The 21,234-nt window shown below is 40.8% G+C and carries 24 protein-coding genes; 12 read left to right on the top strand and 12 right to left on the bottom strand.

The features are described 5' to 3' along the window. The first annotated feature begins 15 nt into the window (after positions 1-15). The 5 genes from D8837_RS05770 (at position 16) to D8837_RS05750 (ending at position 4,713) form a co-directional block, all read left to right on the top strand. Positions 16-969, top strand: a complete 954-nt coding sequence (locus D8837_RS05770; RefSeq protein ID WP_125456475.1) for a CPBP family intramembrane glutamic endopeptidase — start codon at positions 16-18, stop codon at positions 967-969. A gap of 76 nt (positions 970-1,045) precedes the next feature. Then, the gene (gene uvrB, locus D8837_RS05765; protein ID WP_125456474.1) at positions 1,046-3,034 is read left to right on the top strand and encodes an excinuclease ABC subunit UvrB; all 1,989 of its coding nucleotides are present in this window, start codon (positions 1,046-1,048) and stop codon (positions 3,032-3,034) included. 9 nt (positions 3,035-3,043) lie between these two features. Further along, positions 3,044-3,670, top strand: coding sequence for an NAD(P)H-dependent oxidoreductase (locus D8837_RS05760; RefSeq protein WP_070843030.1), 627 nt, complete (start codon positions 3,044-3,046; stop codon positions 3,668-3,670). A 14-nt stretch (positions 3,671-3,684) separates the two neighbouring features. Beyond that, the gene (locus tag D8837_RS05755; RefSeq protein WP_125456473.1) at positions 3,685-4,173 is read left to right on the top strand and encodes a GNAT family N-acetyltransferase; all 489 of its coding nucleotides are present in this window, start codon (positions 3,685-3,687) and stop codon (positions 4,171-4,173) included. Positions 4,174-4,245: 72 nt separating this feature from the next. After that, positions 4,246-4,713, top strand: coding sequence for an 8-oxo-dGTP diphosphatase (locus D8837_RS05750; RefSeq protein ID WP_042751248.1), 468 nt, complete (start codon positions 4,246-4,248; stop codon positions 4,711-4,713). Here D8837_RS05750 and D8837_RS05745 read toward each other — a convergent pair. The 5 genes from D8837_RS05745 to coaB form a co-directional block, all read right to left on the bottom strand. Further along, positions 4,710-5,225 (bottom strand): transcription repressor NadR, encoded by a 516-nt coding sequence (locus D8837_RS05745; RefSeq protein WP_125409923.1) that lies wholly within the window; start codon positions 5,223-5,225, stop codon positions 4,710-4,712. The genes D8837_RS05750 and D8837_RS05745 overlap by 4 nt on opposite strands. Before the next feature lie 11 nt (positions 5,226-5,236). After that, positions 5,237-5,764, bottom strand: coding sequence for an ECF transporter S component (locus tag D8837_RS05740; RefSeq protein ID WP_042751246.1), 528 nt, complete (start codon positions 5,762-5,764; stop codon positions 5,237-5,239). 176 nt (positions 5,765-5,940) lie between these two features. Next, the gene (locus tag D8837_RS05735; protein WP_125456472.1) at positions 5,941-6,504 is read right to left on the bottom strand and encodes an ECF transporter S component; all 564 of its coding nucleotides are present in this window, start codon (positions 6,502-6,504) and stop codon (positions 5,941-5,943) included. Beyond that, on the bottom strand, positions 6,488-7,039 hold the full coding sequence (gene coaC, locus D8837_RS05730; protein ID WP_061864647.1) for a phosphopantothenoylcysteine decarboxylase: 552 nt from the start codon (positions 7,037-7,039) through the stop codon (positions 6,488-6,490). The genes D8837_RS05735 and coaC overlap by 17 nt, the downstream gene beginning before the upstream one ends. 11 nt (positions 7,040-7,050) lie before the next feature. Continuing rightward, positions 7,051-7,740, bottom strand: a complete 690-nt coding sequence (gene coaB, locus D8837_RS05725; protein WP_061864646.1) for a phosphopantothenate--cysteine ligase — start codon at positions 7,738-7,740, stop codon at positions 7,051-7,053. A 225-nt stretch (positions 7,741-7,965) separates the two neighbouring features. On the opposite strand from coaB, the gene D8837_RS05720 reads away from it, so the two are divergent. The 3 genes from D8837_RS05720 to radC all read left to right on the top strand — a co-directional run bounded on the left by D8837_RS05720 (position 7,966) and on the right by radC (position 12,918). After that, positions 7,966-9,636 carry a formate--tetrahydrofolate ligase gene (locus D8837_RS05720; protein WP_125456471.1) on the top strand — a complete coding sequence of 557 codons (1,671 nt, stop codon included), beginning with the start codon at positions 7,966-7,968 and terminating at the stop codon, positions 9,634-9,636. 267 nt (positions 9,637-9,903) lie between these two features. Beyond that, the gene (pcrA, locus tag D8837_RS05715; protein WP_125456470.1) at positions 9,904-12,195 is read left to right on the top strand and encodes a DNA helicase PcrA; all 2,292 of its coding nucleotides are present in this window, start codon (positions 9,904-9,906) and stop codon (positions 12,193-12,195) included. Between the two features lie 42 nt (positions 12,196-12,237). Continuing rightward, positions 12,238-12,918: a RadC family protein gene (gene radC / locus D8837_RS05710; protein ID WP_033688879.1), complete on the top strand. Its 681-nt coding sequence runs from the start codon at positions 12,238-12,240 to the stop codon at positions 12,916-12,918. Here the strand turns inward: radC and D8837_RS05705 are convergent. The 7 genes from D8837_RS05705 to D8837_RS05675 form a co-directional block, all read right to left on the bottom strand. Then, positions 12,915-13,604: a gamma-glutamyl-gamma-aminobutyrate hydrolase family protein gene (locus tag D8837_RS05705; RefSeq protein ID WP_125456469.1), complete on the bottom strand. Its 690-nt coding sequence runs from the start codon at positions 13,602-13,604 to the stop codon at positions 12,915-12,917. The two genes, radC and D8837_RS05705, sit on opposite strands and share 4 nt — an antisense overlap. 17 nt (positions 13,605-13,621) lie before the next feature. Beyond that, on the bottom strand, positions 13,622-14,263 hold the full coding sequence (locus D8837_RS05700; protein WP_000653417.1) for a redox-sensing transcriptional repressor Rex: 642 nt from the start codon (positions 14,261-14,263) through the stop codon (positions 13,622-13,624). An 82-nt stretch (positions 14,264-14,345) separates the two neighbouring features. Continuing rightward, positions 14,346-14,561, bottom strand: a complete 216-nt coding sequence (locus tag D8837_RS05695; RefSeq protein ID WP_024057589.1) for a DUF4649 family protein — start codon at positions 14,559-14,561, stop codon at positions 14,346-14,348. 7 nt (positions 14,562-14,568) lie between these two features. Continuing rightward, positions 14,569-14,916, bottom strand: coding sequence for a DUF1831 domain-containing protein (locus D8837_RS05690; protein WP_000863540.1), 348 nt, complete (start codon positions 14,914-14,916; stop codon positions 14,569-14,571). Positions 14,917-14,920: 4 nt separating this feature from the next. Continuing rightward, positions 14,921-16,036, bottom strand: coding sequence for a cysteine desulfurase family protein (locus D8837_RS05685; RefSeq protein WP_125456468.1), 1,116 nt, complete (start codon positions 16,034-16,036; stop codon positions 14,921-14,923). A 9-nt stretch (positions 16,037-16,045) separates the two neighbouring features. Continuing rightward, positions 16,046-17,005 (bottom strand): ribose-phosphate diphosphokinase, encoded by a 960-nt coding sequence (locus D8837_RS05680; RefSeq protein WP_001283818.1) that lies wholly within the window; start codon positions 17,003-17,005, stop codon positions 16,046-16,048. Positions 17,006-17,116: 111 nt separating this feature from the next. Beyond that, a complete protein-coding gene (locus D8837_RS05675) occupies positions 17,117-17,686 on the bottom strand; it encodes a CYTH domain-containing protein (protein ID WP_125456467.1) in 570 nt (189 codons plus the stop codon). 128 nt (positions 17,687-17,814) lie between these two features. Between D8837_RS05675 and D8837_RS05670 the strand changes: the two genes are divergently transcribed. The 4 genes from D8837_RS05670 to pta are packed head-to-tail and all read left to right on the top strand — an operon-like array spanning position 17,815 to position 21,199. Further along, positions 17,815-18,486 (top strand): GTP pyrophosphokinase, encoded by a 672-nt coding sequence (locus D8837_RS05670; protein ID WP_000171682.1) that lies wholly within the window; start codon positions 17,815-17,817, stop codon positions 18,484-18,486. Next, a complete protein-coding gene (locus D8837_RS05665) occupies positions 18,470-19,288 on the top strand; it encodes an NAD kinase (RefSeq protein WP_000799056.1) in 819 nt (272 codons plus the stop codon). Before D8837_RS05670 ends, D8837_RS05665 begins: the two co-directional genes overlap by 17 nt. After that, positions 19,285-20,181 carry an RluA family pseudouridine synthase gene (locus tag D8837_RS05660; RefSeq protein WP_125456466.1) on the top strand — a complete coding sequence of 299 codons (897 nt, stop codon included), beginning with the start codon at positions 19,285-19,287 and terminating at the stop codon, positions 20,179-20,181. The genes D8837_RS05665 and D8837_RS05660 overlap by 4 nt, the downstream gene beginning before the upstream one ends. Before the next feature lie 43 nt (positions 20,182-20,224). Beyond that, a complete protein-coding gene (gene pta / locus D8837_RS05655) occupies positions 20,225-21,199 on the top strand; it encodes a phosphate acetyltransferase (RefSeq protein ID WP_000451571.1) in 975 nt (324 codons plus the stop codon). Positions 21,200-21,234 lie beyond the last annotated feature (35 nt).

Below are 21,234 nucleotides of genomic sequence, written 5' to 3'. Positions count from 1 at the left end.
AATGAGGACGGAGATATGAAGGATAAAAGAATATTTAAAGACTTCCAAGCTTCTCAAATGCGGTTAAACCTCTACACAAGCCCCTTGTTAGCCTTTGTTTTTGTCTTCATAGGAGAGTTTGTGGCTTATACTTTATATGGTATTAGTTTGTTAGCTCTCATCGGACTTGCTAGAAATTTTGGAGAGACTGGTCAAAATCTTGCAACCTACTTGCAGACTTTGCATGCGAGCTTGACGGATAAAACAAGTGACTTTCATTTAATTTTAGATTTACTGGCCTTTGGTTTTATTCTTAACACTGTGTTTAGATGGACTAGAAAAGTTGAGAAAAGACCTATTCGAACTTTAGGATTTTATAGAGAGAATTTCCTCAGAAATCTTCTGAAAGGATTTGGTCTAGGTTTAGCGCTTTTTCTTCTGACCTTGTTAGGTTTGGTAGCCGTGGGGCAATATCGTTTTGAGTCTATTCACTTAAATCCTTATTCGCTTGCCTTTGTTATTTTTACCATTCCGTTTTGGATTTTACAGGGGACAGCAGAAGAAGTAGTGTCGCGTGCTTGGCTCCTTCCTCAATTGGCCTCAAGAACCAATCTAAAACTTGCTGTTCTTATATCTAGCCTGTTCTTTACCCTGCTTCATATGGGCAATTCTGGTCTAACATCTCTATCTCTAATGAATCTCTTCTTATTCGGAGTTGCCATGGCTCTTTACCTTCTCAAAACTGATACAGTTTGGGGTGTGGCAGGTATTCATGGTGCTTGGAATTTTGCTCAAGGAAATCTCTTTGGGATTTTAGTTAGTGGTCAGCAGTCAGGAACATCGCTGATGACCTTTTTACCACAAGGCGATCAAGGCTGGCTATCAGGTGGTTCTTTTGGCATAGAAGGATCTATCATGACAAGTCTGGTCTTGCTACTGCTGATTGTCTACCTAGCCTATCAATTAAAGAAAGAAAATGAAAGGATGTGACTTCGGTCCGTCCTTTTCTTCGTGAAAATGCTACAAGTATGCTAAAATAGGAATAGCACATCGAGAGAGGATTCTTATGATTAACCGCATTACAGACAATCAATTTAAACTAGTATCAAAATATCAACCATCAGGAGATCAACCCCAAGCTATCGAGCAATTGGTTGATAACATTGAGGGTGGAGAAAAAGCTCAGATTCTGATGGGGGCGACTGGAACAGGGAAGACCTATACCATGAGTCAAGTCATTTCCAAAGTCAATAAACCCACTCTGGTCATTGCTCACAATAAGACGCTTGCTGGCCAGCTCTATGGAGAGTTTAAGGAATTTTTCCCTGAAAATGCAGTTGAGTATTTTGTGTCTTACTATGATTATTACCAGCCAGAAGCTTATGTCCCTTCTAGCGACACCTATATTGAAAAGGATAGTTCTGTCAATGACGAGATTGATAAACTTCGTCACTCAGCGACTTCGGCCCTTTTGGAGCGCAATGATGTTATTGTCGTGGCCTCAGTCTCTTGTATCTATGGTTTGGGTTCGCCCAAGGAATACGCTGATAGTGTCGTTAGTCTCCGTCCAGGTCTTGAAATTTCTCGTGATAAACTCTTAAATGACTTGGTCGATATTCAGTTTGAGCGAAATGATATTGATTTCCAACGGGGAAGGTTTCGCGTTCGTGGGGATGTAGTGGAGATTTTCCCAGCTTCCCGTGATGAACACGCCTTTCGAGTAGAATTTTTTGGAGACGAAATTGACCGTATCCGTGAGGTTGAGGCGCTGACAGGTCAGGTCTTGGGAGAAGTGGATCATTTAGCGATTTTCCCTGCGACTCACTTTGTGACCAATGACGACCACATGGAAGTTGCCATTGCCAAGATTCAGGCCGAGTTGGAGGAGCAACTAGCTATCTTTGAAAAGCAAGGTAAATTGCTTGAAGTCCAACGTTTGAAACAGCGGACAGAGTATGATATTGAGATGCTGCGCGAGATGGGCTATACCAACGGTGTTGAAAACTATTCACGCCACATGGATGGTCGTAGCGAAGGAGAGCCTCCTTATACGCTTCTCGACTTCTTCCCAGATGATTTCTTGATCATGATTGATGAGAGCCACATGACCATGGGACAAATAAAAGGCATGTACAATGGAGACCGTTCGCGTAAGGAAATGCTGGTTAATTATGGTTTCCGTTTGCCATCAGCTTTGGACAATCGACCTTTACGTCGCGAAGAGTTTGAAAGCCATGTGCATCAGATTGTTTACGTTTCAGCGACACCTGGTGACTATGAAAATGAACAGACTGAGACAATAATTGAGCAAATCATTCGTCCAACGGGACTCTTGGATCCTGAGGTGGAAGTCCGTCCAACCATGGGACAGATTGATGATCTCTTAGGTGAAATTAATGCCCGTGTTGAAAAGAATGAACGAACCTTTATTACCACCTTGACCAAGAAAATGGCAGAAGACTTGACCGACTACTTCAAGGAAATGGGTATCAAGGTTAAGTACATGCACTCGGATATCAAGACTTTAGAGCGGACAGAGATTATCCGTGACCTGCGCTTGGGTGTCTTTGATGTCTTGGTCGGAATCAACCTCCTTCGTGAAGGAATTGACGTTCCTGAAGTAAGCTTGGTTGCCATTCTCGATGCTGACAAGGAAGGCTTCCTCCGTAACGAGCGTGGACTCATCCAGACCATTGGACGTGCTGCCCGTAATAGCGAAGGGCATGTCATTATGTATGCGGACACTGTGACTCAGTCTATGCAACGTGCCATCGATGAAACTGCTCGTCGTCGTAAAATCCAGATGGCCTATAATGAAGAACACGGTATTGTGCCTCAGACAATCAAGAAAGAAATCCGTGATCTGATTGCTGTGACCAAGGCAGTTGCTAAGGAAGAGGACAAGGAAGTCGATATCAATAGCCTCAACAAACAAGAACGTAAGGAACTTGTCAAGAAACTAGAAAAACAAATGCAAGAAGCCGTCGAAGTGCTTGACTTTGAACTAGCAGCTCAGATTCGTGATATGATGTTGGAAGTCAAGGCGTTAGATTAGGGGAATTTTATGAATATTTTAGTTATCAATGGACATCCTGATAAAGAAAGTTACTGCCAAGCAATTTTTCAAACGATTGTAGAAAACATAGACTCAAATAGACATGAACTTGAAATGATTAATCTTAATGCAGAAGAGTTTGATCCTGTTTTACGTTATGGTTATCGACAAAGGATGGAGGACGATCCGTTTATTCTACGCTCTCAAGAATTAATCCAGTGGGCAGATCATTTCATTTTTGTTTATCCTATTTGGTGGAGTGGTATGCCTAGTCTATTGAAGGGGTGGATTGATCGTGTTTTTACGCCAGGCATTGCATACTCTGCAAATAATCGAGGAAGCTTTATTTTGAATTACTTGAGAGGTAAACAGTTCAAAAAATTACTAAAAGGAAAAACAGCTAGTATCTATGCAACCTCTATGGCACCAACTTGGTGGTACAAAGTATTTTCTGGTCCGATTAATATTCCAGACAGTTATGGAATATCAGTATTAAAGAATGCTGTCCTGAATCATTGCGGTATCAAAACAAAGAGGGTTTCAATCTTAGGAGAGTTAGGACGTGAAGTGAATACAAGTTCAACAAGAGAAAAATTTCTACAAAAAGTAGCAAAGGAAGTCAGACTGTTGGATTAAGGAGAAGAAAATAAATGACGGTTATTATTAAATCAATGGAAACTCCTGAAGAGATAGAAGGTAAATCACTTGTTCACTGGAAAGCGTGGAGAGAAGCTTATGACGACCTTTTGCCTGCAGAATTTCAGGAGACAATGACATTAGAAAGATGTCGATTCTTTAGTCAAAAGTTTCCAGAAAATACATTGATTGCGATGGATGGTCTGAAGGTAGTTGGTTTTATAAGTTATGGCAACTTTCGTGATGAGACTATTCAAGCTGGTGAAATTATTGCCTTATATGTTTTAAAAGACTATTACGGAAAAGGCACTGCACAAAAGTTAGTGAAAGCAGCTTTGATTGCTCTTGATCATTTTTCTGAAATTTTCTTATGGGTATTGAAAGATAATAAGCGCGCCATTACCTTCTATCAAAAAATGGGTTTTACTTTTGATGACCAAGAAAAAATACTTGAACTTGGAAAGCCTATAAAGGAAAAACGGATGGTATTCTATTCTAAATAATTTTAAAAAGTAGAAGCTAATGGTACTGGTACCAAGTCTAAAAATTTAATAAATTAGAAAGTGAGTAAATTTATGTCACGTTCCCAATTAACGATTTTAACAAATATTTGTTTGATTGAAGATCTCGAAACTCAGCGCGTGGTTATGCAGTATCGCTCTCCTGAAACCAATCGCTGGTCTGGTTATGCCTTTCCAGGAGGCCATGTAGAAAATGGCGAATCTTTCGCAGAGTCTGTCATTCGTGAAATCTATGAAGAAACAGGGTTGACTATCCAAAATCCTCAACTTGTCGGCATTAAAAATTGGCCACTAGATACAGGTGGGCGCTATATTGTTGTTTGTTATAAGGCGACTGAGTTCTCTGGTACCCTTCGCTCTTCAGATGAAGGAGAAGTTTCTTGGGTGCAAAAAGACCAGATTCCAAACTTGGATCTGGCCTATGATATGCTACCTTTGATGGAGATGATGGAAGCTCCGGACAAATCTGAATTTTTCTACCCTCGCCGTACAGAAGACGATTGGGAAAAGAAAATTTTCTAGTCTTTTACTAAATAACCGAGCTGATCCAAGGCCTCCTCAATATAGTGGAGGTCTTGTTGTGTTTCGGCTTCGACTAGGTGGTAATGGATACCATCTGTCAATTCAGATAAAGGTTTAAAATCAGAATGCTCGACTTGTTCTAGAAAATGTTGCACATCTCTGCGACAAGACAGTTTAAGCAAGGTTTCAATTTCTCCATAAACGGGATGATCAATCAAGGTATTTTGAACACGTCCACCATTATCTACGATAGCAAGGAGTTCTTGACCGATTTCTTCAACTTCATGTTTCACTTTGAAAAGTTTGTGAACATAAGGATTAGTTTCAATTGGCTTATAGATGTAGCCACGATTGGTGGATAGGATAGGAGCGCCATCGGCTCTCAAAATTGCAATATCCTGCACAATGACCTGACGTGTGACATGAAAATGTTCCGCCAAACTTTGGCCGTTGAGGGCTTTAGGAGCTTCTTTCAAGAGTTGGAGTAGGGCTTGTTTGCGATCTTTTGTCATAGTTCTTCCTTTTAACGGCGTTTTCGAAGTACTTTATAGACAGCTAGTGCTAATGTATAGTCTACCATACTATGGATAATTGTGCCAAATCCAACCAGCACAAATAGAACATAAAACATATTTTCTACATTGGTACCAGAAGTTGCGTAAAAAACGACACAGGCTAATACTTCAGCAAGGGCATGAACGACAGCTAACACAAAGTTAAAAATCCAGGAAGATTTTGGTTTATCTAGGGTATCGGGGAATTTTTGTAGGTAAAGAGCTCCTAGGGTACCAAAAACGATATGAGAGAAAGCTCGAAATACGATAACCATAGGATAGCCAGCCATCAAAAATCCAAAACTAGAGGCTAGGATGACAAAAACTGCCATCAAGGGCGACAAGAACATAGCGATAAAAATAGCGATGTGGCTCCCCAAAGTATATGAAGCAGGTGGAATGACAATCTTAAAAGGCATAACAATTGGAATCAAAATCGCAATAGCCGTTAAAAGGGCAGTCATTGTCATAAATTGTGTCTTTTTCCGTGTGTTCATAAGAATCTCCTTTTTAACTGTATATACACTAGTATAGTACAATAAACAAGACAATAAAGCAAGGATTTACTTAAGTTTATAGGTCGTTTTTTAGTTAAAAGTTAGTAAAGATTTCACTAAAAAGAAACTTTATAGAGCAAAATCTCCACCTTCAAGCATGAAAGCGGAGATTGTTTTTATTTTTTCAAAGTTTGTAGTCTTGGAACAATGGCTAGGGTTAGAACTGCGGAAATGACTAATTCGGCAATCGAATTTGTTGAGATAACAGTTGCTAGGAGTTTTTGGATATTACCATCAAAAACATTTCCAAAAAGGTAGAAAATTCCTCCAAGGACAAAGACAGTATTTGTCAAGGAACCAAGGGCACCAGCTAGAATCAGACCAGTTTTATTTTTCATCAGTTTATAGACTAGATACGGAGTTAAACCAATCAAAATACGTGGGACGATGGCAATGATAGCTGAGTAGATGTTTCCGTTTGGTACAAATGGTGAGAAGAGGTAGCTTGTAGGTAGAATCGTAATCGTATTAACTGTCNAGCTAAGAAGCCCCATCAAAAATCCAAGTGTAACACCAACGCGTGGACCGTAGATAATGCTAGCAATAATGACAGGAATATGAACGATGGTCGGTTTGATTGGGAATGGAAAAAGGTTAAAGATAAGTGAGCTCAGAAAGTGTATCACGAGCATGGTTGCAAAAAAGATAGCAATGGGTGCAATATTAGAGCGTTTTTTCATCGATAGTTTCCTTTATTCTTTCTAAAATAATTGTGAGGTCAGCTAAAGCTCCTCGTCCGTGGTCTCCACAAGCTAGTAGGGATTCCTTAGGAGCAATCAGCTGATAGTCGTAGCTTTCTAATGTTTTCAGATTAGCCTGAGTTGCCGGATGGTCATACATTTTTGTATTCATTGCTGGTGCGATGAGTTTGGGAATATGACTGGGCAGGGCTAGAGCTGTACTGGTTACCATGTTGTCCGCAAAGCCGTGGGCTAGTTTTGCAATAGTGTTAGCTGTTGCAGGTACCACGATAAATAAATCCGTTTCTTTACCAAGTTCGATATGATTAACCTGTTCAGGATAGGGTTCCTTCATGACATCCAGGTGGACAGGATTCTGTGATAAGACCTGTAGAGTCAAAGGTTGGATAAACTCTGTAGCAGCCTGGGTCATTAAGACAGTGACTTGATGGCCTTGTTTTTTAAGCGAACTAACTAAATCTGCCGACTTGTAAGAGGCGATTGACCCCGTTACAGCCAAGAGAATATGTGCCATAGCTTTCCTTTCTATGAATGATAGGTTTGAATTTTTTCAAGGAGGAGTTTTGCAATTTCTTCTTTAGTCTGGACTGTTTGAAGTTGATCTTTTTCAACAAAGATTGCACGATGCTGGTTTGCTGAAATTTGAGTCAGGTCATTTGCGATAATCAAGTCTGCTTGGTTCTTGATAAGACTTTTTCTAGCAATGTCAACCAGATGGTCTTCGGTAACATCAACCAGCAGTTTGAAACCAATCAGATGAATAGCAGGATTCCATTCCTTGATTAGAGAGATGATTTTTGGTGTTTTTTTCAGGAATAAAACCTGAATCTCATCAGTCGAAGAAATCTTTGCCTGATGATTCTGCTTGCTTAAAAATTCTTCTAGATTGGAACTAGATTGAACTTCCTCAAACCCTGTCATATAGACAGGAGTGTAATCAGATACGGCCATTGAGTGAATCAAGACCTGATAATCTTGAACACGTTCTTGCATTTCCAGTAGAAGGTTCTTGGTATTGTTAATTTCTCGAATACTTAGGTTAGGATGAGGTTCTGGCTTCACGGCTCGTTTTGTTGTTATCAAACAAACTTCATGCCCTGCAGCAAGCAAAGTTTCTGTGATGATTTTCCCCAAGCGTCCTGTAGAATGGTTAGTGATAGAGCGGACGCTATCGATAGCTTCACTGGTACCGCCCGATGTAACTAAAATTTTCATAGCACTATTGTACACAAAAATAAACNGTAAGTAAAATGAAAGNGATAAAAATTTGGTAAAAGGAAAGAATATAGTTTNAAACTATAAAGCCATATAAAATTTAAGAAAGGACTCTAAAAACCTTAAAAATAGTGATATTTACGAACGTTTAGAGAGTTTTAGGATGTTAAAAATCTTGTTTTGTGTTATAATGAATTATCATATAAGAGGTTAGAGGAGTTTTGAATGAAAACAGATATTGAAATCGCACAGAGTATTGAGCTGAAGCCAATCGTTGATGTTGTAGAGAAACTTGGTATTTCTTACGACGATTTGGAGTTGTACGGAAAGTACAAGGCTAAGCTCAGCTTTGATAAAATTCGTGCAGTTGAGAGCAATCCAGTTGGTAAATTGATTTTGGTTACTGCCATCAATCCAACACCTGCAGGTGAAGGAAAATCAACCATTACCATTGGTCTTGCGGATGCCTTGAATAAGATTGGCAAGAAAACCATGATTGCTATTCGCGAACCATCTCTTGGTCCAGTTATGGGTATCAAGGGTGGTGCAGCTGGTGGTGGTTACGCTCAAGTTCTGCCAATGGAAGACATCAACCTTCACTTCACTGGAGACATGCATGCCATTACGACTGCCAACAATGCTCTTTCTGCCTTGATTGACAACCACTTGCACCAAGGGAATGAGTTGGGAATTGACCAACGTCGTATCCTTTGGAAACGTGTTGTGGACTTGAATGATCGTGCACTTCGTCATGTTACAGTTGGGCTTGGTGGTCCTTTAAATGGTATCCCACGTGAGGATGGCTTTGACATTACCGTTGCTTCCGAAATCATGGCAATTCTTTGCTTGGCTACAGACATCGAGGACTTGAAACGCCGTTTGGCTAATATCGTTATTGGTTATCGTTACGACCGTACACCAGTTTCTGTAGGTGATTTGCAGGTTGAAGGTGCCTTGGCTTTGATTTTGAAGGATGCTATTAAACCGAACCTGGTTCAGACAATTTACGGTACACCTGCCTTTGTACATGGTGGTCCATTTGCCAATATCGCTCACGGATGTAACTCTGTCTTGGCAACTACAACAGCCCTTCACTTGGCTGATTACACAGTTACTGAAGCTGGTTTTGGTGCAGACCTTGGTGCTGAGAAATTCCTTGATATTAAGACACCAAACTTGCCAACATCTCCAGATGCAGTAGTTATTGTTGCAACCCTTCGTGCCCTTAAGATGAATGGTGGCGTGGCTAAAGACGCTCTTACAGAGGAAAATGTTGAGGCAGTTCATGCAGGTTTTGCTAACTTGAAACGCCACGTTGAAAATATCCGTAAATTTGGAGTACCTGCAGTTGTTGCGATTAACGAATTTGTATCTGATACAGAAGCTGAAATTGCAGCCTTGAAAGAACTCTGTGCTTCTATTGATGTGCCAGTTGAACTAGCAAGTGTCTGGGCTGATGGTGCAGAAGGTGGAGTAGCTCTTGCTGAAACGGTTGTCAAGACTATCGCTGAAAACCCATCTAACTATAAACGTTTGTATGATAATGACCTTTCTGTCCAAGAAAAGATTGAAAAGATTGTTACTGAAATCTACCGTGGTAGCAAAGTGAACTTTGAGAAGAAAGCTCAAACACAAATCGCCCAAATCGTTCAAAACGGTTGGGACAAATTGCCAATCTGTATGGCTAAGACCCAGTATAGCTTCTCAGACAATCCAAATGCCCTTGGAGCACCTGAAAACTTTGAAATTACCATTCGTGAATTGGTGCCAAAATTAGGTGCAGGCTTTATCGTTGCCTTAACTGGTGATGTCATGACCATGCCTGGACTTCCAAAACGACCAGCTGCTCTCAACATGGATGTTGAAAGCGATGGAACAGTTCTAGGTTTGTTCTAGTATATTGTAATTGACTTTATACTCTTTGAAAATCAAATTCAAACCACGTCAGCTTCACCTTGCCGTACTCAAGTACAGCCTGCGGCTAGCTTCCTAGTTTGCACTTCGATTTTCATTGAGTAAAAAATGAGTTTGGAAATAATATCCAAGCTCATTTTTTATCTAGATATAAGGAGTTGCCTTCTACACATAACCAGTCTAGGTAAAGATATTTTCCCTGAATTCTGATATAATAGAAATATTGACTTCAAGAGTAAGGAAGAGAAGATGAACGCATTATTGAATGGAATGAATGACCGTCAGGCTGAGGCGGTGCAAACGACAGAAGGTCCCTTGTTGATTATGGCGGGAGCTGGTTCTGGAAAGACCCGAGTTTTGACCCACCGCATTGCTTATCTGATTGATGAAAAGCTGATCAATCCGTGGAATATCTTGGCCATTACCTTTACTAATAAGGCTGCGCGTGAGATGAAAGAACGTGCTTATAGACTCAATCCAGCTACTCAGGACTGTCTGATTGCGACCTTCCACTCCATGTGTGTTCGTATTTTGCGTCGCGATGCGGACCATATTGGCTACAATCGTAATTTTACTATAGTGGATCCAGGAGAGCAGCGAACGCTCATGAAACGCATTCTCAAACAGTTGAACTTGGATCCTAAAAAATGGAATGAACGAACTATTTTGGGGACCATTTCCAATGCTAAGAATGATTTGATTGATGATGTGGCTTATGCTGCTCAAGCTGGCGATATGTATACGCAAATCGTGGCCCAGTGTTACACTGCTTATCAAAAAGAGCTTCGTCAGTCGGAGTCGGTTGACTTTGATGATTTGATTATGCTGACCTTGCGTCTCTTTGATCAAAATCCTGATGTTTTGACTTATTACCAGCAGAAATTTCAATACATTCACGTTGATGAGTACCAAGATACCAACCATGCCCAGTATCAATTGGTCAAACTCTTGGCTTCCCGTTTTAAAAATATCTGTGTGGTTGGGGATGCGGACCAGTCTATCTACGGCTGGCGTGGTGCTGATATGCAGAATATTTTGGACTTTGAAAAGGATTATCCCCAAGCCAAGGTTGTTTTGTTGGAGGAGAATTACCGCTCAACTAAAACCATTCTCCAAGCGGCCAACGAGGTCATTAAAAATAATAAAAACCGCCGTCCTAAGAATCTCTGGACTCAAAACGCTGATGGGGAACAAATCGTTTACTATCGTGCCAATGATGAGCTAGATGAGGCTGTATTTGTAGCCAAAACTATCGATGAACTTGGTCGGAGTCAAAACTTCCTTCACAAGGATTTTGCAGTTCTCTATCGTACAAATGCGCAGTCCCGTACTATTGAGGAAGCCTTGCTCAAGTCAAATATCCCTTATACCATGGTTGGCGGAACCAAGTTCTACAGCCGTAAGGAAATCCGCGATATTATCGCTTATCTCAATCTTATTGCCAATTTGAGTGACAATATCAGTTTTGAGCGTATTATCAACGAGCCTAAACGTGGAATTGGACCAGGTACAGTTGAGAAAATCCGTGACTTTGCGAATATGCAAGACATGTCCATGATAGATGCTTCTGCAAACATCATGTTGTCTGGTATCAAAGGAAAAGCAGCCCAATCTATCTGGGATTTTGCCAATATGATTCTAGATTTACGAGAGCAGCTAGATCAATTAACTATTACAGAGTTGGTTGAGGCTGTTCTAGAAAAAACAGGTTATGTCGATATTCTCAATGCCCAAGCGACTCTAGAAAGCAAGGCTCGGGTTGAAAACATTGAGGAGTTCCTTTCTGTTACGAAGAACTTTGATGACACCTCTGCTGTGCCAGAAGAGGAAACTGGTTTGGATAAACTGAGTCATTTCTTAAATGACTTGGCCTTGATTGCGGATACAGATTCAGGTAGTCAGGAGACATCAGAAGTGACTCTGATGACCCTGCATGCTGCCAAAGGTCTCGAGTTTCCAGTTGTCTTTTTGATTGGGATGGAAGAAAATGTCTTTCCACTTAGTCGTGCGTTTGAAGATCCAGATGAATTGGAAGAAGAGCGCCGTCTAGCCTATGTAGGTATCACGCGTGCAGAGAAAATTCTCTATCTGACCAATGCTAATTCACGTCTGCTTTTTGGTCGTACCAACTACAACCGTCCAACTCGTTTTATTAACGAAATCAGTTCAGACTTACTTGAGTATCAAGGATTGGCGCGTCCAGCAAATACAAGCTTTAAGGCATCTTATAGCAGTGGTGGTCTTGCCTTCGGTCAAGGTATGAGTTTGGCGCAGGCCCTCCAAGACCGTAAACGCAATGCGGCCCCAAAAACTATTCAGTCAAGCGGTCTTCCGTTTGGTCAATTTACAGATGGAGCAAAATCAGTGTCTAGCGAGGCAAATTGGTCCATTGGTGACATTGCCCTCCACAAGAAGTGGGGAGAGGGAACTGTTCTGGAAGTTTCAGGTAGCGGTGCAACTCAGGAATTGAAAATTAATTTCCCAGAAGTAGGTTTGAAAAAACTTTTAGCTAGTGTGGCTCCAATTGAGAAAAAAATCTAATTTTCCATCCTTCTCACGAATAATAAAGTGAGGAGGATTTTTATGTATAGTATTTCATTCCAAGAAGATTCACTGTTGCCAAGAGAAAGGCTGGCAAAAGAAGGAGTTGAAGCGCTCAGTAATCAAGAGTTGCTAGCTATTTTACTTAGGACAGGAACACGTCAAGCTAGCGTTTTTGAAATTGCCCAGAAAGTTTTGAACAATCTTTCAAGCCTAACGGATTTGAAAAAAATGACCCTGCAGGAATTGCAGAGTCTGTCTGGTATCGGGCGTGTTAAGGCTATAGAATTACAAGCTATGATTGAACTGGGCCATCGTATTCACAAACATGAGACTCTTGAGATGGAAAGTATTCTCAGCAGTCAAAAGTTGGCCAAGAAGATGCAGCAGGAGTTAGGACATAAAAAACAAGAGCACCTGGTGGCGCTCTATCTCAATACTCAAAATCAAATCATCCATCAACAGACCATTTTTATCGGCTCAGCTACTCGTAGTATCGCTGAACCACGGGAGATTCTTCACTATGCTATCAAGCATATGGCGACCTCTCTCATCTTAGTTCACAATCATCCTTCAGGAGCGGTAGCACCTAGTCGAAATGATGATCATGTCACTAAACTTGTTAAAGAAGCCTGTGACCTGATGGGAATTGTCCTCTTGGACCATTTGATTGTCTCTCACTCCAGTTATTTTAGCTATCGTGAAAAGACAGATTTAATCTAAAGTTCATTAACGATATAGTCAAAGAGGTTTTTATCTTTGGGACGATTTTCAAATAGAAACTCTGGATGCCATTGGACACCGAGAAAGGCGACATCATCCGTACTCATGACAGCTTCAATGATACCATCCTTAGGATCATGAGCCGCAATCTTTAAGTTAGGTGCCAAATCCTTGATGCTCTGGTGGTGGAAGGAGTTGATATGGGAAATTTCTCCATAGATTTCTCGGAGAACGGTATCTGGTTCTGTCGCCAAGCGTTGAGTTGTGTATTCGGCAGAACAATCCTGCCAGTGATCTTCGATATCTTGGTACAAAGTTCCACCCATGGCAACGTTAAAGAGTTGTGTTCCACGGCAGACAGAAAAAATTGGCTTTTTCTGTTTAATAGCTTCCTTGATGAGGGCCAGTTCAAAGATATCCCTTTGAGGGTGGTAGTCATCGCTATCGATGGTTTTTGGTTCACCATAGAATTTTGGATCAACATTTTGCCCACCTGTCAAGATGAGCTTGTCAATCATACTGATATAGTGGCAGGCCATTTCTTGATCACCAATCGGTAGGATGATGGGAATTCCTCCAGCGTCTTTAACGCCTTCAACAAAGCCTTTTGCTACGTAGCTCATCATGATGTCATCATCTGGATGAGTTTTTTCGTTTCCTGTAATCCCAATAACTGGTTTTTTCATAAAATGATTTTCGCTTTCTAATCCTCTTTTCGCATGAAGTAGAGGAGGGTTTGGAGTTCACTTGTCAAATCAACATACTGAACGACCACGTCTTTTGGTAAATGCAGATGGACAGGTGAAAAACTGAGAATTCCTTTCACGCCAGCATCCACTAAGAGATTGGCAACCTCTTGTGACTTGACACTGGGAACGGTCAGGATAGCAGTCTTCACATCAGCATCCTTGATTTTATCCTTGATTTGAGAAATCCCGTAAATGGGAATTCCATCAGGAGTTTGGGTACCGACTTCGGGATGGTCATCTAGGTCAAAGGCCATGATAATCTTCATCTTGTTGCGCTCGTGGAAGCGGTAGTGGAGAAGGGCATGGCCCATATTTCCAATACCAACCAGCATGACATTGGTGATGGAGTTATCATTGAGCAAATCGGCAAAAAATGTCATCAGTTTTTTGACATCATAGCCAAAACCACGGCGACCTAGTTCACCAAAGTAGGAAAAATCACGACGTACGGTCGCGGAATCAATACCGATAGCCTCTGCAATTTGCTTAGAGTTGGCACGTTCAATCTTTTCTGCATGAAATCTCTTAAAAATTCGATAGTAGAGAGAGAGTCTTTTCGCTGTAGCTTTTGGAATAGCAGACTGTTTATCTTTCACAAAATCACAACCTTTCTATTCTTCTATTTTATAGAAACATTGTGAAAAAATCAACAAAAATAAGAAAAAACTAAGAAAAATCTTAGTTTTGATGTAAAAAATCTGCATGTGATAGAAAACGGTAGAGGTCCCCGACCAGCCCTTGGTAAACTTTCTGGCCCTTAAAAGTCAGAGAAGTCACATAAAGTGTATCTGGTAGGGTTACACATCCTGACAGAGCCAGCATGAGAGCCTCGTAATCCTCATACTTGAGAGTGCGCTCTACATGATAGCTGTCCTTATAGGTCAGTTCAAACATATGGGACCTATCTTTCAGATTTTGTAAAGACACCACGTTCTACCAAGCTATCCATGAGGAAGTAGAATTTTTCCTGATGAATGTGGTGGTCTTCTGATTTGAAAATATCAACTAGACGTAGCCCAAATTTGTCAGTGATATTGATTTTAGCACCTGTAAGTTCCTTGTTAATGATGATTTTGAGTTGGAATCCTTCACCGCTGTTCGGAACTTTTTCCAAAAGGCGAGTCAATTCATAGTTACCAACCTTAGTCTCAAAAAAGGTGTTGTCCTTAAGGGTGAATTTTTTAACAGAAGGGCTAAGAGTGTAGTCGTAACGACAATTTTTTAACTGAATGGTTTTTTCAAATGCCATATGGCTAACCTCCGATAATTTCTTTTAAGGTTTTTGCGAGGGTATGTAGGTCTTCAACAGTATTTTCTGGCGACAAACTGATACGAACGGATTCCTTCAAGCGTTCTGAATTTGCCCCGTACACGGCTTCAAGAACATGGCTGGATTGTACAATGCCCGCAGTGCAGGCTGAGCCAGTAGAGATTGAAATTCCAGCTAAATCTAGACGAAGGAGTAAGAGATCATTTTTCTGACCAGGAAATCCAATATTGAGAACATAAGGGAGATGGTGTTCGCCTTTATTCAGGTAATACTGAACTCCCTCTAGTTCTGCAAGAAAGGCAGTCTCTAAATTTTGTACATGTTGAAAATGTTCTTCTTGTTGTTCTAGGTCTTCTTTTAAGGCTGCAACCATGCCTACGATGGCAGCTAGATTTTCAGTCCCTGCACGTTTTTTCTGTTCTTGGTCTCCGCCATGGAGATAGGAATCAAAGTCCATGCTTGATGCGTAGAGAAAACCGATTCCCTTAGGACCATGGAATTTATGGGCAGAAGCGGTGAGAAAATCAATGCCCAATTCTTCTGGGTGAATGGGGATTTTGCCAATAGCTTGAACTGCATCGACATGATAGGCAGTAGGGTGTTGCTTGAGTATTTGGCCAATTTCAGTAATGGGCAGTAGGTTTCCTGTCTCATTATTGGCAAACATGGTAGAAACCAAAATCGTATCGTCACGTAAGGCCTCTTGAATTTGTTGGGCTGTGATTTCTTGATTTTCTGGCTGAATAATGGTTACTTCAAAACCAAAGTGTTGAACCAAGTAATCAATGGTTTCAAGGACGGCATGGTGCTCAATGGCAGTTGTGATGATATGTTTTCCTTGTTCTTGATGACGAAGGCAGTAGCCAATGATGGCAGTATTGTTGCCTTCAGTCCCACCAGAAGTGAAAAAGATATGTTGAGGTTTTGTCCCCAGTAACTGAGCTAGTTCCTGACGGGCTTCTCGCAAGAGTTTGCCAGCTTGACGGCCATGACCATGAATACTAGAAGGATTTCCATGGGTTTCTTGCATCACCTTGGTCATGGCTGAAATAGCAACTGCTGACATAGGAGTCGTTGCAGCATTGTCCAAATAAATCAAAGAATCACCTTATTTCTTTTTGTTGTAGGCAAAGAGTGGGCTTACTGGTTTTCTTTCGTGGATACGGACGATAGCATCACCAATTAACTCACTAGCAGTGATGTAGCATACGTTTTTAGGAGTTTTTTCTTTTGTTGCTACTGAATCTGTCACAAGAATTTCTTTAATATTAGTATTGTCAAGAAGTTCAGCAGCACCTTCGACGAAGAGACCATGACTAGAAACAGCATAAATTTCTGTAGCCCCTTCACGTTCAACGATTTTAGCAGCTTCAGAGAAGGTACGTCCAGTATTTAAAATATCGTCAATCAAGATAGCTTTTTTACCTTCAACATCACCGATGATATAACCTTCGTTGCGAGTTGCATCGTCTTGAGGGTAGTCAATAATGGCGATAGGAGCATCAAGATACTCAGCCAAGCTACGAGCACGTTTTACCCCTGAATTTTTAGGGCTAACAACAACAACATCTGAGCCAAGTAAGCCCTTATCGCAGTAATGTTTGGCAAATAGGGGCACTGTGAAGAGGTTATCAACAGGAATATCAAAGAATCCTTGAACCTGAACGGCATGCAAATCAAGCGTAAGGATACGATCGACACCAGCCTTAACTAGCATATTGGCAACTAGTTTCGCTGTAAGTGGCTCACGAGGCGAAGCAATGCGGTCTTGACGTGCATAGCCAAAATATGGAAGGACAACGTTGATACTGTGGGCACTTGCGCGCACACAAGCGTCAACCATGATCAACAATTCCATTAGGTGGTTGTTAACAGGGAAACTTGTTGATTGGATGATGTAAACATCATAACCACGGACACTTTCTTCGATATTCACTTGGATTTCTCCGTCTGAAAATTGACGTGATGACAGTTTTCCAAGTGGGACACCAACAGCTTGTGCAATTTTCTGTGCAATCTCTTGGTTAGAGTTGAGTGCGAAAAGTTTCATATTTTTTCTATCTGACATTATAGACCGTCCTCTGTAAACTTTTTAAATCCTAGACCTATCTGCCTAGCCTATATGAACTAGGATTTTTGTATTTTATCTTTTCTATTTTACCAAAAAATAGAGATTATTTCAGCTATTTTTCATGCTTTTGACAAATCGGATCAATTTTGAGGGAGCTTTTTGATAAGCAATCTGATTTTCCTCTAAAAATTGCTGGAAATCTTGTTTCCCTTGCTCGTGATTTTCAACTTCAAGCTCTAATTCGTAATCTGTCATATCAAAGTACTGACTTTCATCCAGCGCCATGAGACCAATAGCTGTTTGCATTTCATAGCGAAGCGTTGTTAGACAACCAAGCACCTGCCACTCACTAGTTTGGATACCATGTTTAGACAATTCATCCAGTACTAGCCCTTGAGGAAGTTCTTTCTTGCTCAAATAGTTTTCAGCATCTTCTAGTTGCAATTTTTGATTGTATTCCATGTTTCCAACACTTTGCGGGACTTTGAGTGTCAATTCTGCCCAGTCTTCAAAGGTTCGAATGCGCATAGCAACTTTCTTTTCTCGCAGTTCAAAATCAGGAGTGTCGATGTAGTAATTTTTTTGAAGAACAGGAGTGACGTCTGTGAACTGGTCTTTTAGACGATCATATTCATCTTTTTTCAAGAGTGTTTTCAATTCAATTTCTAAATGTTTCATTTTTCTTACCTTTTCTTTATCGTTGAAAGCGGATTTATGGTATAATAAGCATTGTATTTATTGTATATGAATCTGGAGAAAAAATCAAAGATATTTTTGAAGGATAATATGAGAACAAGGGAGAATATATGACCTTAGAATGGGAAGAATTTCTAGATCCTTACATTCAAGCTGTTGGTGAGTTAAAGATTAAACTACGTGGTATTCGGAAGCAATATCGTAAGCAAAATAAGCATTCTCCTATTGAGTTTGTGACTGGTCGAGTCAAGCCAATTGAGAGTATCAAGGAAAAAATGGCTCGGCGTGGCATTACTTATGCGACCTTGGAACACGATTTGCAAGATATTGCTGGTTTGCGTGTGATGGTTCAGTTTGTAGATGACGTTAAGGAAGTAGTGGAGATTTTGCGCAAACGTCAGGATATGCGGATCATACAGGAGCGAGATTACATTACTCATCGAAAAGCATCAGGCTACCGTTCTTATCACGTGGTAGTAGAATATACAGTTGATACCATCAATGGAGCCAAGACCATTTTGGCGGAAATTCAGATTCGTACTTTGGCCATGAATTTCTGGGCAACGATAGAACATTCTCTCAACTACAAGTACCAAGGGGATTTCCCAGAGGAAATTAAAAAGAGACTGGAAATTACTGCCAAAATTGCCCATCAGTTGGATGAAGAAATGGGTAAAATTCGAGATGATATTCAGGAAGCTCAGGCTCTTTTTGATCCTTTGAGTAGAAAATTAAATGACGGTGTAGGAAACAGTGACGATACAGATGAAGAATACAGGTAAACGAATTGACCTGATAGCTAATAGAAAACCGCAGAGTCAAAGGGTTTTGTATGAATTGCGAGATCGTTTGAAGAGAAATCAGTTTATACTCAATGATACCAATCCGGACATTGTCATCTCCATTGGTGGGGATGGTATGCTCTTGTCGGCCTTTCATAAGTACGAAAATCAGCTTGACAAGGTACGCTTTATCGGTGTTCACACTGGACATTTGGGCTTCTATACGGACTACCGTGATTTTGAGTTGGACAAGCTAGTGACTAATTTGCAGCTAGATACCGGAGCAAGAGTCTCTTACCCTGTTCTGAATGTGAAGGTTTTTCTTGAAAATGGTGAAGTGAAGATTTTTAGAGCACTAAATGAAGCCAGTATCCGCAGGTCTGATCGAACCATGGTGGCGGATGTTGTGATTAACGGTGTCCACTTTGAACGTTTTCGTGGAGATGGGCTAACAGTTTCGACACCGACTGGTAGTACAGCCTATAACAAATCACTTGGCGGAGCTGTTTTACACCCAACCATTGAAGCTTTGCAATTAACGGAAATTGCTAGCCTTAACAATCGTGTTTATCGAACGCTGGGTTCGTCCATTATTGTTCCAAAGAAGGATAAGATTGAACTTATTCCAACAAGAAACGATTACCATACTATTTCGGTTGACAATAGCGTCTATTCCTTCCGCAATATTGAACGAATAGAGTATCAAATCGACCATCATAAGATTCACTTTGTCGCATCACCTAGCCACACCAGTTTCTGGAATCGTGTTAAGGACGCTTTTATCGGCGAGGTGGACGAATGAGATTTGAATTTATCGCAGATGAGCATGTCAAAGTCAAGACCTTTTTGAAAAAGCACGAGGTTTCTAAGGGGCTTCTGGCCAAGATTAAGTTTCGAGGTGGAGCTATTCTGGTCAATGATCAACCACAAAATGCGACGTATCTATTGGATATTGGAGACCGAGTTACCATTGATATTCCCGCTGAGGAAGGTTTTGAAACTCTCGAAGCTATCGAGCGCCCACTGGATATTCTCTATGAGGATGACCATTTTCTAGTCTTGAATAAACCCTATGGAGTGGCTTCTATTCCTAGTGTCAATCACTCCAATACCATCGCTAATTTTATCAAGGGTTACTACGTCAAGCAAGACTATGAAAATCAGCAGGTTCACATTGTGACAAGACTTGATAGGGACACTTCTGGCTTGATGCTCTTTGCCAAGCACGGCTATGCCCATGCACGATTAGACAAGCAGTTGCAGAAGAAGTCCATTCAAAAACGCTACTTTGCTTTGGTTAAAGGTGATGGATACTTGGAGTCAGAGGGGGAAATTATTGCCCCGATTGCGCGTGATGAAGACTCAATTATTACCAGACGTGTAGCTAAAGGTGGAAAATATGCTCATACTTCTTACAAGATTGTAGCTTCTTATGGAAATATTCACTTGGTCGATATTCGCTTGCACACTGGGCGAACCCACCAAATCCGAGTCCATTTTTCTCATATCGGTTTTCCTTTGTTGGGAGATGACTTGTACGGTGGTAGTCTAGACGATGGAATTCAGCGCCAAGCCCTTCATTGCCATTACCTATCTTTTTATCATCCATTTTTAGAGCAAGACTTGCAGTTAGAAAGTCCCTTGCCGGATGATTTTAGTAACCTTATTACCCAGTTATCAACTAATACTCTATAAAAACTGTTTCAGAGTATAATTATTATCTTAAAGGAGAAAACTCATGGAAGTTTTTGAAAGTCTCAAAGCCAACTTGGTTGGTAAAAATGCTCGTATCGTTCTCCCTGAAGGGGAAGAACCTCGTATTCTTCAAGCGACTAAACGCCTGGTAAAAGAAACAGAAGTAATTCCTGTTTTGCTTGGAAATCCTGAAAAAATTAAAATTTATCTTGAAATCGAAGGTATTGAGGACGGTTATGAAGTCATCGACCCTCAACACTACGATAAATTTGAAGAAATGGTTGCTGCCTTGGTAGAACGTCGCAAGGGCAAAATGTCTGAAGAAGATGCACGCAAGGTTTTGGTTGAAGATGTCAACTATTTTGGTGTTATGTTGGTTTACTTGGGCTTGGTTGATGGAATGGTGTCAGGAGCGATTCACTCAACTGCTTCAACAGTTCGCCCAGCCCTTCAAATCATCAAAACTCGTCCAAATGTAACTCGTACTTCAGGTGCCTTCCTCATGGTTCGTGGTACAGAACGTTACCTCTTTGGGGACTGTGCCATCAATATCAATCCAGACGCGGAAGCTTTGGCTGAAATTGCAATCAACTCAGCAATTACAGCTAAGATGTTTGGCATCGAGCCTAAAATTGCTATGCTAAGTTATTCTACTAAGGGTTCAGGTTTTGGTGAAAGCGTTGATAAGGTTGTAGAAGCAACTAAAATTGCTCACGACTTGCGTCCTGACCTTGAAATCGATGGTGAGTTACAATTTGATGCAGCCTTTGTTCCTGAAACTGCAGCTTTGAAAGCTCCTGGAAGTACAGTAGCTGGTCAAGCAAATGTCTTCATCTTCCCAGGTATCGAGGCAGGAAATATTGGCTACAAGATGGCAGAACGTCTTGGTGGTTTTGCGGCTGTTGGGCCTGTTCTACAAGGTTTGAATAAGCCAGTTAACGACCTATCTCGTGGATGTAATGCTGATGATGTTTATAAGTTGACCCTCATCACAGCAGCTCAAGCTGTTCATCAATAATAATTTAACCTCTTTCCAAAAGAGGTTTTTAAATA

Origin of the sequence: Streptococcus mitis (genome assembly GCF_003942965.1) — a bacterium.
Lineage (GTDB): Bacteria > Bacillota > Bacilli > Lactobacillales > Streptococcaceae > Streptococcus > Streptococcus mitis_BH.
This window is presented reverse-complemented; position numbering and strand designations above follow the sequence as displayed.

Bases quoted from the DNA above. Each gene is read 5' to 3' on its own strand.
- D8837_RS05690 (WP_000863540.1), bottom strand. From the start codon at position 14,916: ATGGCATTTGAAAAAACCATTCAGTTAAAAAATTGTCGTTACGACTAC.
- D8837_RS05670 (WP_000171682.1), top strand. From the start codon at position 17,815: ATGACCTTAGAATGGGAAGAATTTCTAGATCCTTACATTCAAGCTGTT.
- D8837_RS05665 (WP_000799056.1), top strand. From the start codon at position 18,470: ATGAAGAATACAGGTAAACGAATTGACCTGATAGCTAATAGAAAACCG.
- D8837_RS05755 (WP_125456473.1), top strand. From the start codon at position 3,685: ATGACGGTTATTATTAAATCAATGGAAACTCCTGAAGAGATAGAAGGT.
- coaC (WP_061864647.1), bottom strand. From the start codon at position 7,039: ATGGCACATATTCTCTTGGCTGTAACGGGGTCAATCGCCTCTTACAAG.
- D8837_RS05675 (WP_125456467.1), bottom strand. From the start codon at position 17,686: ATGAAACATTTAGAAATTGAATTGAAAACACTCTTGAAAAAAGATGAA.
- D8837_RS05745 (WP_125409923.1), bottom strand. From the start codon at position 5,225: ATGACAAAAGATCGCAAACAAGCCCTACTCCAACTCTTGAAAGAAGCT.
- uvrB (WP_125456474.1), top strand. From the start codon at position 1,046: ATGATTAACCGCATTACAGACAATCAATTTAAACTAGTATCAAAATAT.
- D8837_RS05750 (WP_042751248.1), top strand. From the start codon at position 4,246: ATGTCACGTTCCCAATTAACGATTTTAACAAATATTTGTTTGATTGAA.
- coaB (WP_061864646.1), bottom strand. From the start codon at position 7,740: ATGAAAATTTTAGTTACATCGGGCGGTACCAGTGAAGCTATCGATAGC.
- D8837_RS05760 (WP_070843030.1), top strand. From the start codon at position 3,044: ATGAATATTTTAGTTATCAATGGACATCCTGATAAAGAAAGTTACTGC.
- radC (WP_033688879.1), top strand. From the start codon at position 12,238: ATGTATAGTATTTCATTCCAAGAAGATTCACTGTTGCCAAGAGAAAGG.
- D8837_RS05740 (WP_042751246.1), bottom strand. From the start codon at position 5,764: ATGAACACACGGAAAAAGACACAATTTATGACAATGACTGCCCTTTTA.
- D8837_RS05720 (WP_125456471.1), top strand. From the start codon at position 7,966: ATGAAAACAGATATTGAAATCGCACAGAGTATTGAGCTGAAGCCAATC.
- D8837_RS05660 (WP_125456466.1), top strand. From the start codon at position 19,285: ATGAGATTTGAATTTATCGCAGATGAGCATGTCAAAGTCAAGACCTTT.
- pta (WP_000451571.1), top strand. From the start codon at position 20,225: ATGGAAGTTTTTGAAAGTCTCAAAGCCAACTTGGTTGGTAAAAATGCT.
- D8837_RS05705 (WP_125456469.1), bottom strand. From the start codon at position 13,604: ATGAAAAAACCAGTTATTGGGATTACAGGAAACGAAAAAACTCATCCA.
- D8837_RS05695 (WP_024057589.1), bottom strand. From the start codon at position 14,561: ATGTTTGAACTGACCTATAAGGACAGCTATCATGTAGAGCGCACTCTC.
- D8837_RS05770 (WP_125456475.1), top strand. From the start codon at position 16: ATGAAGGATAAAAGAATATTTAAAGACTTCCAAGCTTCTCAAATGCGG.
- D8837_RS05680 (WP_001283818.1), bottom strand. From the start codon at position 17,005: ATGTCAGATAGAAAAAATATGAAACTTTTCGCACTCAACTCTAACCAA.
- pcrA (WP_125456470.1), top strand. From the start codon at position 9,904: ATGAACGCATTATTGAATGGAATGAATGACCGTCAGGCTGAGGCGGTG.